Annotated in this window: 11 protein-coding genes; 7 read left to right on the top strand and 4 right to left on the bottom strand. The window is 54.8% G+C overall.

What is annotated here, in order from left to right:
* From uxuA to uxuR, 4 genes are all read left to right on the top strand, one after another.
* On the top strand, positions 1–460 hold a 460-nt coding region (gene uxuA, locus H7A81_RS08870), incomplete at its 5' end, for a mannonate dehydratase (protein ID WP_182057282.1).
* Positions 461–516: 56 nt separating this feature from the next.
* Positions 517–1,998, top strand: coding sequence for a fructuronate reductase (locus H7A81_RS08865; RefSeq protein ID WP_182057281.1), 1,482 nt, complete (start codon positions 517–519; stop codon positions 1,996–1,998).
* Positions 1,995–3,413, top strand: coding sequence for a glucuronate isomerase (gene uxaC / locus H7A81_RS08860; protein ID WP_182057280.1), 1,419 nt, complete (start codon positions 1,995–1,997; stop codon positions 3,411–3,413). The genes H7A81_RS08865 and uxaC overlap by 4 nt, the downstream gene beginning before the upstream one ends.
* Before the next feature lie 84 nt (positions 3,414–3,497).
* A complete protein-coding gene (gene uxuR / locus H7A81_RS08855; RefSeq protein ID WP_097117281.1) occupies positions 3,498–4,265 on the top strand; it encodes a Uxu operon transcriptional regulator in 768 nt (255 codons plus the stop codon).
* 33 nt (positions 4,266–4,298) lie between these two features.
* On the opposite strand, the gene H7A81_RS08850 is transcribed toward uxuR, so the two are convergent.
* The 4 genes from H7A81_RS08850 to H7A81_RS08835 form a co-directional block, all read right to left on the bottom strand.
* On the bottom strand, positions 4,299–5,486 hold the full coding sequence (locus H7A81_RS08850; protein WP_160867259.1) for a PLP-dependent aminotransferase family protein: 1,188 nt from the start codon (positions 5,484–5,486) through the stop codon (positions 4,299–4,301).
* Between the two features lie 666 nt (positions 5,487–6,152).
* Positions 6,153–7,445, bottom strand: coding sequence for a sorbosone dehydrogenase family protein (locus H7A81_RS08845; protein WP_182057279.1), 1,293 nt, complete (start codon positions 7,443–7,445; stop codon positions 6,153–6,155).
* On the bottom strand, positions 7,442–7,864 hold the full coding sequence (locus tag H7A81_RS08840) for a DUF2231 domain-containing protein (protein WP_182057278.1): 423 nt from the start codon (positions 7,862–7,864) through the stop codon (positions 7,442–7,444). Before H7A81_RS08840 ends, H7A81_RS08845 begins: the two co-directional genes overlap by 4 nt.
* 132 nt (positions 7,865–7,996) lie before the next feature.
* Positions 7,997–9,112: an ABC transporter substrate-binding protein gene (locus H7A81_RS08835; RefSeq protein WP_166931243.1), complete on the bottom strand. Its 1,116-nt coding sequence runs from the start codon at positions 9,110–9,112 to the stop codon at positions 7,997–7,999.
* Positions 9,113–9,411: 299 nt separating this feature from the next.
* Here H7A81_RS08835 and H7A81_RS08830 point away from each other — a divergent pair, with 299 nt between their 5' ends.
* The 3 genes from H7A81_RS08830 to H7A81_RS08820 all read left to right on the top strand — a co-directional run bounded on the left by H7A81_RS08830 (position 9,412) and on the right by H7A81_RS08820 (position 13,307).
* Entirely contained in the window at positions 9,412–10,593 is a 1,182-nt protein-coding gene (locus H7A81_RS08830) for a mandelate racemase family protein (RefSeq protein WP_370529944.1), read from the top strand.
* 102 nt (positions 10,594–10,695) lie between these two features.
* Positions 10,696–12,285 carry an ABC transporter substrate-binding protein gene (locus tag H7A81_RS08825; RefSeq protein WP_255478927.1) on the top strand — a complete coding sequence of 530 codons (1,590 nt, stop codon included), beginning with the start codon at positions 10,696–10,698 and terminating at the stop codon, positions 12,283–12,285.
* On the top strand, positions 12,282–13,307 hold the full coding sequence (locus tag H7A81_RS08820; RefSeq protein ID WP_182057275.1) for an ABC transporter permease: 1,026 nt from the start codon (positions 12,282–12,284) through the stop codon (positions 13,305–13,307). Before H7A81_RS08825 ends, H7A81_RS08820 begins: the two co-directional genes overlap by 4 nt.
* The last annotated feature ends 57 nt before the right edge of the window (positions 13,308–13,364 follow it).

The following is a 13,364-nucleotide window of genomic DNA, read 5'->3' as shown; positions in this document are numbered from 1 at the left end:
GATTCTGGGTTTACCGCGCATTGTCTCCAATGCAGAAGACATGCAGTGGATGATTGATACCGTACCCAGCCCGGCGAATGGCTTCACCATGTGCACCGGCTCTTACGGCGTGTTGGCAGATAACGATCTCGCCGGCATGGTGAAACGTTTTGGCCCACGCATTTACTTCGCACACCTGCGGTCAACCAAACGCGAAGAGAACCCGAACACCTTCCACGAGGCAGCGCATTTAGGCGGCGATGTTGACATGTTCGCCGTCATTAAGGCGATTGCTGAAGAAGAACATCGTCGTAAAGCGGCCGGTCAGGAGGATTTGATTCCGATGCGCCCGGATCATGGTCACCAGATGCTCGACGACTTGAGAAAGAAAACCAACCCCGGCTATTCGGCGATTGGTCGTCTGAAAGGGTTGGCGGAAATTCGCGGTGTGGAACTGGCGATTCATCGCGCTTATTTCTGATGGCATTCGTTGCTGCCGGGTGCCATTGATGGCGCACCCGGCTTGATGGAGTTTACATGGAACCTAACCTCGCCAATGGCGAACTGAACGTGACCCGCCCCGCCTGGAACCATCAGCGGCTGGTGCCGCGTATTGTGCATATCGGCTGTGGCGCCTTTCATCGCGCGCATCAGGCGTTGTATCTGCATCACCTGCTTGAAATCAGTGACACTGACTGGGGCATCTGTGAGGTCAACCTGATGTCGGCGAACGGCAAACTGTTGGTCGAACAACTGCGCCAGCAGGATCTGCTCTACAGCGTGACGGAAAAAGGTGCTGGGCAGAACGACGTTCACCTCGTTGCGGCCATCAAAGAAGCCTTGCATCCTGCACTGGATGGCCATGATGGCATTATCGAAGCGCTGGCTCGTCCGGAAACCGCTATCGTTTCATTGACGGTGACGGAAAAAGGCTATTGCACTCAGGGTGCCAACGGTGAATTGGATGCGGATAATGCACTTATTCAACACGATGTTGCGCACCCTGGCACGCCGAAATCCGCCATTGGTTTTATTGTCGAAGCATTACGTGTGCGTCGTGAGCGTGGTTTAGGGCCGTTTACTGTGCTCTCCTGCGACAACCTGCGTGATAACGGCCATGTCGCGCGCGCCGCTGTGGTAGGCCTGGCGCGGTTGCGCGATGCGGCACTGGCGCATTGGATTGATGAGAACGTTACCTTCCCCAGCAGCATGGTTGACTGCATCGTTCCCGCAGTGACCGACGAAACACATCATGAGATTCGCGACTTGCTGGGCGTTGCCGATCCCTGCGGCGTGGCCTGTGAGCCATTTCGCCAATGGGTAATCGAAGATAACTTTGTCAACGGCCGTCCTGACTGGGATCGCGTGGGCGCGCAGTTTGTGGCAGACGTTGCCCCTTTTGAAATGATGAAACTGCGCATGCTCAACGGCAGCCACTCATTTCTTGCCTACCTCGGGTATTTGGGTGGCTGTGAAACCATCGCTGACACCATGCAACTCCCGACCTATCGCCAGGCGGCATTGGCACTAATGATGCAAGAGCAGGCACCTACGCTGTCGATGCCTGAGGGTATCGACTTACAAGCCTATGCCAGCCAGTTGATCGAGCGTTTTAGCAACCCTTCCCTGCGCCACCGGACGCAGCAGATTGCGATGGATGGCAGTCAGAAGCTGCCACAGCGCTGGCTCGATTCCGTGCGCTATCACCTGAAGCACGGCAGTGACTATCGCCACTTGATGCTGGGAATTGCCGGCTGGATGCGTTACGTCGTCGGGCAAAATGAACGAGGTGAAGCATTTGATGTGGTTGACCCATTAATTACCACGCTAAAAGACATCAACCAGCACACGCCAGAAGGCGATGCGCGCGTTAGCGCCCTGCTTGCCGTGAGAACCATTTTTGGAGACGATTTGCCCGCCAATCCGCGCTTCGTCAGCCATCTTCAACAGGTGTACGCGCAGCTTTGCCAGCATGGTGCCCGCGCCGCCGTTGCATCCCTGAATCAGGAGCCGAAATGAAGCACTTTATGGATGACGATTTCCTGCTGCAAAGCGACGTTGCGCGCCGTTTGTACCATGACGTTGCCGCAGATATGCCGATCTACGATTATCACTGTCATCTCAACCCGCAGGAGATCGCCGAGGATCGTCAGTTCGCCAACCTCGGACAAATTTGGCTGGAAGGTGACCATTACAAATGGCGCGCCTTGCGTGCTGCGGGCGTGGATGAATCGCTGATCACCGGTAAATCTACGAGCGATTACGATAAATACCTCGCGTGGGCCCACACCGTGCCCAAAACGCTGGGCAATCCGCTCTACCACTGGACGCACCTGGAGCTGCGTCGCCCGTTCGGCATCACCAATACGTTATTTGGGCCGGACACCGCACAACGCGTATGGGACGAATGCGCCGAGAAACTGGCAACCCCGGCATTTTCTGCACGCGGCATTATGCGTCAGATGAATGTACGTATGGTTGGCACCACCGATGATCCGGTTGATTCGCTGCAATATCATCGTCAGATTGCTGAAGACAGCAGCTTTGATATTGATGTCGCCCCAAGCTGGCGCCCTGATAAGGTGTTCAAGATTGAGCTTGAAGGCTTTGTTGAATACCTGGGACGGCTTGAGGCAGCAGCGGATGTGGCGATCACCGACTTTGATGCGTTGCGCACCGCGCTGTTGCGCCGGTTAGATCACTTCTCTGCCCATTGCTGTCGTGCAGCGGATCACGGGATTGAAGTGCTGCGCTTTGCACCTGTTCCCGACGATAGCGTGTTGGACGCCATTCTGGCGAAACGTCGCAATGGCGACACGCTAAGCGAGCTGGAAATCGCGCAGTTCAGCAGCGCGGTGCTGGTCTGGTTGGGTTCCGAGTATGCACGACGTGATTGGGTGATGCAGTTACACATCGGTGCCATTCGCAACAACAGCACTCGCTTGTTCCGTTTGCTGGGTGCCGACAGCGGTTTTGACTCGATTGGCGATAACAATATTGCTTTGCCGCTCTCACGCCTGCTGGATGCGATGGATGTTAACGACCAACTGCCAAAGACCATTCTGTACTGTCTCAATCCGCGTGACAACGAAGTGTTGGCGACGATGGCAGGTAACTTCCAGGGTGCGGGCATCGCCGGTAAAGTGCAGTTTGGTTCCGGCTGGTGGTTCAACGATCAGCGCGATGGCATGCTGCGCCAGTTGGAGCAACTGTCGCAAATCGGTTTGCTCAGCCAGTTTGTCGGGATGCTGACCGATTCACGCAGCTTCCTCTCTTACACACGTCACGAATACTTCCGCCGTATTCTGTGCAACCTGCTCGGTCAATGGGTGCAGGATGGCATTGTGCCGCACGATGAAGCCGTACTTGGCAGCATGCTGCAAGATATTTGCTTTAATAACGCACAGCGCTACTTTGCCCTCAATCCACGTTGAAAATTGCGCCCTGTGCTATAGTGCAGGGCGCAATTGATGGCAGCGTCAGTGGTCGTCAACTTTTTAATTAGCAGAAAAGAGCTCATGAAAACACAAGCATCAGCGCAGCGCCCTTATCAGGAAGTGGGGGAAATGTTGCGTAACATGATTATGCAAAAGCAGTATGCCGTGGGCGAACGCTTGCCGCCTGAGCGTGAACTGGCTGCGCTGCTGGATGTGACCCGCACGCTGGTGCGTGAAGCACTGATCATGCTGGAGCTGGAAGGCTTGATTGAAGTGCGTCGTGGTGCCGGGATCTACGTGGTAAACGACAGTCCTGCACCGCGCGCGACGACACAAGCCGCCTGTAACGATGCCGGCCCGTTTGAGATGCTGCAGGCACGTCAATTGCTGGAGAGTAATATCGCGGAGTTTGCCGCGTTGCAGGCCACACGTGAAGACATCATCAAGATGCGTCAGGCACTGGAACTGGAAGAGAGAGAACTCGCTTCTGGCGCGGTCAACGAAAGCGAGAACGGCGATCGTAATTTCCACTTAGCGATTGCCGAAGCCACCCACAACAGCATGTTGGTGGAGCTGTTCAAACAATCCTGGCAGTGGCGTGAAGACAATGTGATGTGGAGTCAGTTACATCGTCATCTGGTGAATACTCATTACCGTAAGCAGTGGCTCGACGATCACAAGAAGATCCTCGCCACATTGATCAAGAAAGATGCACGCGCCGCCAAGCAAGCCATGTGGCAGCATCTGGAAAATGTGAAACAGCGACTGCTGGAATTTTCAGATGTCGATGACATCGATTTTGATGGTTATCTGTTTGAATCCTGGCCGCTGGACAGTGCCAACGGTTAGAACAAGCCCTTGTTACCAAGGGCTTTCAGGCGATTACTGCGGTAATGAAGCTTTCAAACGCTGTGCTGCTACGGCCAGATTGGTTTCCGATACTGAGGCATACGAAATACGCAGCGTTGAAGTATCTGGATTATCACAGTAGAAAAACTCACCCGGGACATACACCACACCCTTGCTCAGCGTGGTTTTCAGCCATTCGGTAGTGTTGAAAGCTTCCCTGAACGTTGCCCACAGGAACATGCCACCCAGCGGGCGATAGAAGTGCAGCTTATCCCCCAACTCCGTCTCCAGCGCTGCACACAATGCATCGCACTTCTGCTTATAGGCCGCGCGGATCAAGCGAATCTGCTCCGGCAAGCGACCGGTTTCCAGATAATGACGCGTCAGGGATTGTGACAAGGCACTGGTGTGCAGATCCGTTGCCTGCTTCAGGTTCACCACTGATGACTTCAACCAGCCCGGCATGGTGATCCAGCCAACGCGTGCGCCCGGTGCCAGGATTTTGGAGAAGGTCGAGGTATAAATCACATTCTCGCTGGCCCCCATCGCTTGCGCATGGGATTTTAATGGGCGGAATGTCTGATTGGTGAAGTTGATCTCGCTGTAGGGATCGTCTTCAAAAATCAGGAAATCATACTGCTTCGCCAGCGCGACTAACTGCTGACGACGCGCATCAGATAAGGTGACGCCGCTTGGATTGCCAAAGGTCGGAACGATATACACGGCTTTGATTGGTGTCTGTTTGACTAGCTCTTCCAGCTCATCAACAATCATGCCTTCGCCGTCAGTGCCAACAGATTTGAACTGCGCTTCAGCCAACTGGAAAACCTGCAATGCGGCGAGATAAGTTGGACGCTCCACCACCACCACATCACCGGGGTTGATTAACGCGCGGGCGAGAATATCCAGTGACTGCTGGGAGCCAGAAGTGATCACCACGTCGTCTGGCGTGCAATCAATACCGCGGTCGGCGGAAATGCGGCAGATCGCTTCACGTAATAGCGGATCCCCTTCACTCAAGCCATACTGAAATGCGTTGTGACCATCCTGCGACAAGGCGCGATCCATGGCGATCTGCAGGCCTTCGGTATCAAACAGATCGGGATTCGGGATGCCACCACCCAGAGAAATCACCCCTTCCATTTTGCTGTGTTTCAATAAATCACGAATGGCAGATGAATGAATGCGTTGAACGCTTTTGGACAATTTTTGCGACGACATAAAACCTTTACCTGATTATTTTTTTCTAAGACTAAATTCATAACATAAGTTAGCTAAGCTGATAATCACATTTTCACTGTCTGGCAAAGAGAATTTAGTGCCGGAAGGTAACTACCGATATTGAGAAAAAATCACCTGTTGAAACTAACGAAAAAAGGCGGAGGGGTGAGCTCCGCCTTGCTTCAAGTTCCGGTCAATGTGCCTGACCGGTCAGTTGCAAAAGGGCAACGATGATTTGCAGGATCACCCGGACCAGGTCCAGGAGTAACCGAACAAGTTCCATCACTTTCCTTCTCCTCTGACAGGAGCGCGCTTTTCAGCCTTCGGAGCTTTGACTCCACCCGCCGATGGCCTGAGCACAGCTGTGAGGAGTGCTGAGCGCCACTCATTGTGGAAGCCACAGGCCAGCACCACCTGAAACCTGCCGGGATTTGACAATCCGCGCCCCTGGGAGTCATCAGAAAACAATGAGACTGCGCTCGCCACTCAACACCTGTATAACCATACAGTACTTTTGCGAAACTTGAAATATTCTCCCGCACATTTTATGATTTGCTTTGTGAGGAGTGCTGAGCACCCCGTTCGCAACGCGGTTACCAGCCGGTTAGCGAACATAAAAAAAGGATTTGGCTAAATGGCCAAATCCTTTTTTATTGCCTGCAGAAATCAGTTGGCGGAGCTAACACGCCAAATGGCATTACCCGCATCATCCGCGATCAGCACACCGCCCTGCTGATCTGACGCCAGTCCGACCGGTAAGCCCCGTACCTGTTTTTGGTCATCGGTCAGGAATCCGCTCACCACCGGCTGTGGCTGACCAACCGGTTTCCCGTTTTCGAATTTCACCCACACCACCTGATAGCCATTCAACGGCGTACGGTTCCAGCTGCCGTGCTCACTAACAAACGCCCCACCACGATACTGCGGCATGTTATCAGCGCCATAGAACAGCAAGCCGAGCGGTGCCACGTGTGAACTGAGCGCGTAATCTGGCTTGATGGCTTTTTCTACTAAGTCAGGCCGCTGAGGCTGCGCCCGCACATCGACATGTTGGCCGTAATAGCTGTATGGCCAGCCGTAAAAGCCTTTGTCCTGCACCGAGGTCATATAATCCGGCACCAGGTCCGAGCCAATCTCGTCGCGTTCATTAACGATCGCCCACAGCTTGCCCGTTTGCGGTTCCCATTGCAGACCGGTGGGGTTGCGCAGCCCACTGGCATAGATACGGCTGGCACCGCTCGCCGCATCGACTTCGAGTACCGCCGCTCGACGATATTCGGCACCAATGCCATTTTCCGTAATGTTGCTGTTTGACCCTACCCCGACATATAGCCTGCTGCCGTCGGGGCTGGCCAGCAGTGACTTAGTCCAGTGATGGTTAATCGGCCCGCCGGGCAGTTCAGTCACCACCACCGGCGGCGTACGAATCTCAGTTTGTCCGTTTTCATACGGGAATTTCACCAGGCTATCGGCGTTGGCAACATACAACGTATTGCCCACCAGCTGCATGCCAAACGGCGCGGTCAGGTTATCGATAAATCTATGCTGCTCCCACTTGCCGTTCACATTACGCAACAGCGTAATGCGATTGCCACCGGCCCCGCCTTTGCCCGAAGCATTTTTTACGATGCCGGTAATGAGATCTTTCGGCGCGGTTGTCGGTTTCGGTGTGCCGTTGGATTCGGCCACCAGCACATCATTGTTCGGCAGCACCAGCACCTGACGTGGATGCTGTAAGTTATCAGCGATCTTTTCAATCTTCAGCCCCTCCGCCACTTTTGGCATTTCACCGGCTTTCCAGGGGATACCCTCCGGCACCTGCATCGGCGGTACAAAGAAGTTTTGCGCCTGGGGGAGTTCAGGATTGGGGCCAATCTGTTTTTGCGGATCGATAAGTGCGCCATCATCACAAGCGCTGAGAAGCATGGCGAGGGTCACTGCACTCAGAATCTGTTTCATGCGCGACCTCCTGCTGTGGTGCGTCCACGCAGCGCTAACTGAACGTTGGCGAGCAACAGCAGTGCCACCACCAGAGTCGATAGCGTTACCCCTAGCGGTACCACGGCATACGCATCACGACTGTGAATAAAGGCATTTGCGATAGCCACGACGATGGCCAGTAGTGACAGCCAGAAATGGGTCTTTTCACTGGGATAAGGTCCGCGGAATAAGTAAACAAGACTGATTAATCTTGGCAGGATGGCGAGCACCAGACCGATAGCAATCAACCAACTGGCTGATTTGGTCCACATGATGACGAAGGTTTGCAGATAGATGATATCGAAAAGCCAGGCCGCAACAAAAAAGCCCAGCGGTAGGGGTTCCAGCAGAGCGTAAAGCCCCACCGCAAACGCGGAACGTCCCGAGGTATACAACATTTCACTCTCCCTATTACGTTTATTATTCAGGCGACGGCTGCGTTTCGCTTCCCCGAAATCGCAGCCAACCGCCTGTAAAATATTAGTAAAGATGAAGAGTAATGCGCGCGATTACCGCAAAAAGCCTAAAGGTTATGACTTATCAGCAGGCAGCGTCACCCAGTAGCCCGGCTGATAAGGCAGTGGCAGAAACTTCTCATGGAACTCACGGAAGGTGGCGTCAGGATCGAGATCTTTGAACAGATCCGGATGCAGCCACTTGGCCATCGCCTGAATCGCGACAAACTGATATGGGCTATCGTAGAACTGGTGCCAGATGGCGTGTGCATTGCCGTTGTGGGCAACTGGCAGGGTTTTAAACGCATCGCGCATCATCAGCAACTTCAAACGTGCCGTGGCTTCTTTGGTGTCTGCGCCAGGGCCAACGCCCACCCATTTGCCCACGGTGTTGTAGTTCTTCCAGTTGGCACCGGTCACTACCACCACATCCGGACGGCTGGCAATGATTTGCTCTGGGTTCAGGGTACCGAAGGTGCCAGGGATCAGATCTTTAGCGATATTGCTTCCGCCGGAGATTTCGACCATCTGACCAAAGTTCTCATTACCAAACGACATGCAGCATTCATCGGTGTAGCCGCCTGCGCGATCAATCATCACTTTTGGACGTGTGCCGGTGAAGTTTTTCAGGCGATCGGTCACCTTTTCGATCTGCGCGCGGCGGAAAGCTACAATCTCTTCAGCACGCTGCGGGTTATTGACCAGTTCGCCCATGATGCGGATGCTCTTCTCGGCGTGCTCCATCGGCTTCTCGCGGAAGTCGATAAACACCACCGGTACGCCAACCGCCTGCAACTTCTCAATCAACTTGCCTTCATCTGTGGCGGCTTTTGATTCGAGGTTCATCAGCACCAGGTCCGGCTTTAACGTCAGCGCCTGCTCAACGTTGAAGGTGCCGTCTTTCGCCCCACCAAAGGTCGGCAGCTTTTTGATCTCAGGATATTTTTTCTCGTACGCCATGTAGCCGTCGTAGTCGGCCTTATGGAAATCATCACGCCAGCCCACTACGCGATGGAAAGGCGCGGCGGTATCGAAAGCCGCCAGCAGATACATCTGACGCCCTTCACCCAAAATAATGCGTTTCGATTCCTCTTTAACTTCAACCTGACGTCCCGCAATGTCAGTGATGATTTTTGCCGAAGCGGAATCCGCCACAGCCAGTAACCCCAGCGCTAACAGCCATTTTTTCATTATGTCCACCCATACAAATGATAATGATTATTATTAAAATTTCGCGGCGTCACTATTACCTGGCAGACGCGAAATGAAAAGCCCCTGAGACACATTTTTTTACATCCCCTTGCCGTTTTTCTTACTGTGTAGCCGCTCACAAAACGACCTTCTTTCGTGAAAGTGCTCACAGCACCCCATGCAACTGCCCAGGTAATGACCTTCTCTTCCCGCACTTCACCTAATGCGTAAACAAATTGTGAACGCTAAATTACGAATTGAAACGCTGTTTTATTTTTAATTTAACGCTCGCCCTGAGCATGGAAATCCTGTCTGGAGGTCTTACCGTGAAGATCAGCGCCATTGATGTCACTCTCTTTACCTACCCTACGCGCCGCGTATCAGATAGCGCGGGCCACTCGCACCCTGGTGCAGAAACCGATGCGCAAATGGCGCTGCTCACGCTGACCAGCGAAGACGGCGATTGCGGATATGCTTTCGCACCAGCCGAAGTCATACGGCCGCATGTGGTCAACGCCTTCTTCCGTAAGGTGCTGATCGGGCAAAACGCCTTTGATCGTGAACGCTTGTGGCAGGATTTGGTGCACTGGCAGCGTGGCAGCGCACACCAACTTACCGAGCGCGCGCTCTCCGCTGTCGAACAAGCAATGTGGGATCTGATTGGCCGCAAGCTTAAGCAACCGGTGCATAAGCTGCTGGGCGGCTATCGCGAAAAAATTCCCGCCTACGGCAGCACCATGTGTGGCGACGAACTGGAAGGCGGCCTCTCAACGCCGGATGAGTATGCGCAGTTTGCTGAAAAGCTGGTGGCGCGTGGTTATAAGGCGATCAAGTTACATACCTGGATGCCGCCGGTCTCCTTTGCACCCAGCACCACGATGGACATCAAGGCCTGCGCGGCGGTGCGTGAAGCGGTGGGCCCGGATATCGCCCTGATGCTGGATGGCTACCACTGGTACAGCCGCAGTGAGGCGCTCACCATCGGCAAAGCGCTGGAAAAGCTCAACTTCGCCTGGTTTGAAGAGCCGATGGAAGAGGAGAGCATGGCCTCTTACGCCTGGCTGGCGGAGAACCTCAGCATTGACGTACTCGGCCCGGAAAGCCTCGGCGGCAAACACCACAGTCGTGCCGACTGGGTACGTGCAGGTGCCTGTGACATCCTGCGTGCCGGAGCCAACGGCGTCGGTGGCATCTCTGCCACCCTGAAAGTGGCCAGCCTGGCAGAAGCCTTCGGCATGGATTGTGAAGTGCACGGCAATGGCGCGGCCAGCATTGCGGTGGTGGGTGCGATTCGTAACTGCCGCTGGTATGAACGCGGACTGCTGCACCCTTTCCTCGATTACGAGCAACCGCCCGCCTATCTCAACAACCTGGTCGATCCGATGGATGATCAAGGCTTTGTGCATCTACCTACGCGACCTGGACTCGGGGAGGACATCAATTTCAGCTGGATTGAAACGCATACGGTTAATCGCTGGTAAGCGTCGAACACAAGCAGTACGGCAAACAACTATAAACCTCTGACCTGCTGGACTTTGCTTATGAACATATCTCGTTATTGCAGAGCATGGTGCGCCGCGCTAATGCTGCTCACGGGTAGCCCGTCGCTGCTGGCCGCCACGCCAGACGACCAGTTGATTGTGGGCATGAACATGAACAACCTATTGACGCTGGACCCCGCCGCGATGACCGGCAATGAAGTGGTGGGCATTGTGGTCAATCTTTATGATGGGCTCGTCGAGTTGGATCCGCGCCAGCTCACCCACGTGCGCCCTGCTCTGGCGGAACGTTGGGAGATCAGCGCCGATCATCGCCAACTCACTTTCCATCTGCGCGACGGCGTGCATTTCCATTCCGGTAACCCACTCACCAGCGAAGACGTGATTTGGTCGATGCGCAGGGTGTTGCATCTCAATCTGGCTCAGGCGTCAGTGTGGAAATCCTATGGCTTCAGTAAAGACAATGTGGATCAGATGATCACTGCACCGGATGCCCGCACGGTGGTTATCCAGCTGCCTAAGCCTAACGATCCGCAACTGGTGATCTATTCTTTGGCCGCACTCGGTAGCATGGTGGTGCTGGACAGTAAAACTGTACAGGCCAACGCGGTGAACGATGACTGGGGCAACCGCTGGCTGACCACGCACGAAGCCGGTTCCGGCCCGTTCCGTCTTGATGTCTGGCAGGCCAAAGATGTATTGCGCATGAGCAGGGATGACAATTACTGGCGTGGCGCTCCCAGGTTAACCCGCGTGGTGTTCCGCCATTTGCAGGAGTCACAAACCTTGCGCTTGATGATGGAGAAAGGCGATATCGACATTGCCAGTAACATGGCAATCCCCGATGTGCAGGCGCTGCGCCACGATCCGGACCTCACCATTGATGCGGTGCAGAAAGGCACCCTTTATTACCTGGCGATGAGCATGAAGGATGACCACTTCGCCAATCCGCAGGTGCGCGAAGCCGTGCGCTACTTAGTCGATTATCAGGGCATCAATAAAACCCTGATGGCCGGTTATGGCACCTTGCATCAGCGTCCGATCCAGTCTGGTATGCCTGAAACACTGCCCGATCCCGGCTATCGTCTTGATGTGCCGCGAGCCAAAGCGTTGCTGGCCGCAGCGGGCTACCCTAATGGCTTCGACACCACCTTGCGTGTGCTGGCTGATCAGCCTTTCCTCAATATCGCCATCGCCATTCAATCCACGCTTATGCAGGCAGGCATTCGCGCCAAAATCATCACCGGCACTGGCAACCAGATTTATGGCGCAATGCGCGAACGTCAGTTCAATTTACTGGTGGGGCGTGGCGGCAGTGGTGTTGAACCGCATCCGCACTCCAGTTTGCGATCGCTGGTGTACAACCCGAATAACGCCGACAGCGCCCGACTTACCAACTTCCAGGGCTGGCGCACCGGCTTCTACGATGCTCAGCTTAATCAGATGATCGATCAGGCGCTGCTGGAACGAGATAGCACCAAACAGCAGCAGGATTATTTTGCGATTCAGCAGCGTTACGACCAGTTGATCCCGGCGCTGATGCCGATTTCGCAGATGACGGATTCCGTGGTGGTAAATAATCGCGTGCAGGATTATGTGCCGCATCCTTCTGCCACCACCTTCCTGCGTGATGTGTGGAAAACGCCAGACAGCCTGGCCGGAGGTGTCCAATGACCTTAACCAAACGCCACTGGCGTCGAGCGCGTAGCCGAACATTACAGGTTGCCATCACGCTATTCGGCCTGTTGCTGCTGACCTTCTTTATTGGCCGCGTGATGCCGCTCGATCCGGTGCTGGCGATTGTTGGACCGGATGCCGACCACGCCACTTACCAGCAGGTTTATCACCAGTTAGGCTTTGATAAACCGCTGTGGGTGCAGTTCTGGATCTACCTGCAAGGTTTGCTGCACGGCAATCTTGGGCTGGCGCTGCTCACCGGGCAGCCGGTGATTAACGATATCCTGCGTGTGTTCCCGGCCACCCTGGAACTCGCCACGCTGGCGATTGTGCTTGGCACCGGACTCGGCGTACCGCTGGGCGTCTGGGCTGCGGCACGCCGTAACAGCCTGGTGGATTATCTGGTGCGCCTTATCAGTCTGGCTGGATACTCCACGCCAATCTTCTGGGTCGGCATGATCGGTTTACTGCTGTTCTACGCGCATTTGGGTTGGGTCGGCGGTGCCGGTCGGGTCGATTTCAGCCTGGATGGTATTGTGCCGCGCCGTACAGGTTTGCTGCTGGTGGATGCGCTGCTGGCGGGCAATATCACGGTGTTTAACAACGCGCTCAATCATCTGATCCTGCCCGCTTCGCTGTTGGGTTTCCACTCGCTGGCCTACATCAGCCGTATGACGCGCAGCTTTATGCTGGCGCAGCTGTCGCAGGAGTTCATCCTGACCGCGCGGGTGAAAGGACTGACCGAGTGGCAAGTGATTTGGCAACACGCCTTCCGCAATATTCTGGTGCAGTTGCTGACGGTGGTGGCACTGGCATACGGATCCCTGCTCGAAGGCGCGGTGCTGATTGAAACCGTGTTCTCCTGGCCCGGCTTTGGCTCTTATCTCACCGGCAGTTTGATGCTCGGCGACATGAATGCGGTGATGGGCTGCGTATTGGTGGTCGGCCTGATTTTCGTGCTGCTTAACCTGCTCTCTGACCTGCTTTATCAGGTATTCGATCCGAGGACCAAAGTATGACTGCCTCTCTCGATCTGCTACATGCCAGCACCACCCGCGAACGCGTGGCACGCTGTC

Origin of the sequence: Pantoea sp. ME81 (genome assembly GCF_903970985.1) — a bacterium.
GTDB classification, from domain to species: Bacteria; Pseudomonadota; Gammaproteobacteria; order Enterobacterales; family Enterobacteriaceae; genus Pantoea; species Pantoea communis.
Note: the sequence above shows the minus strand (reverse complement) of the source record. Positions and strands in the feature narration are given on the sequence as shown.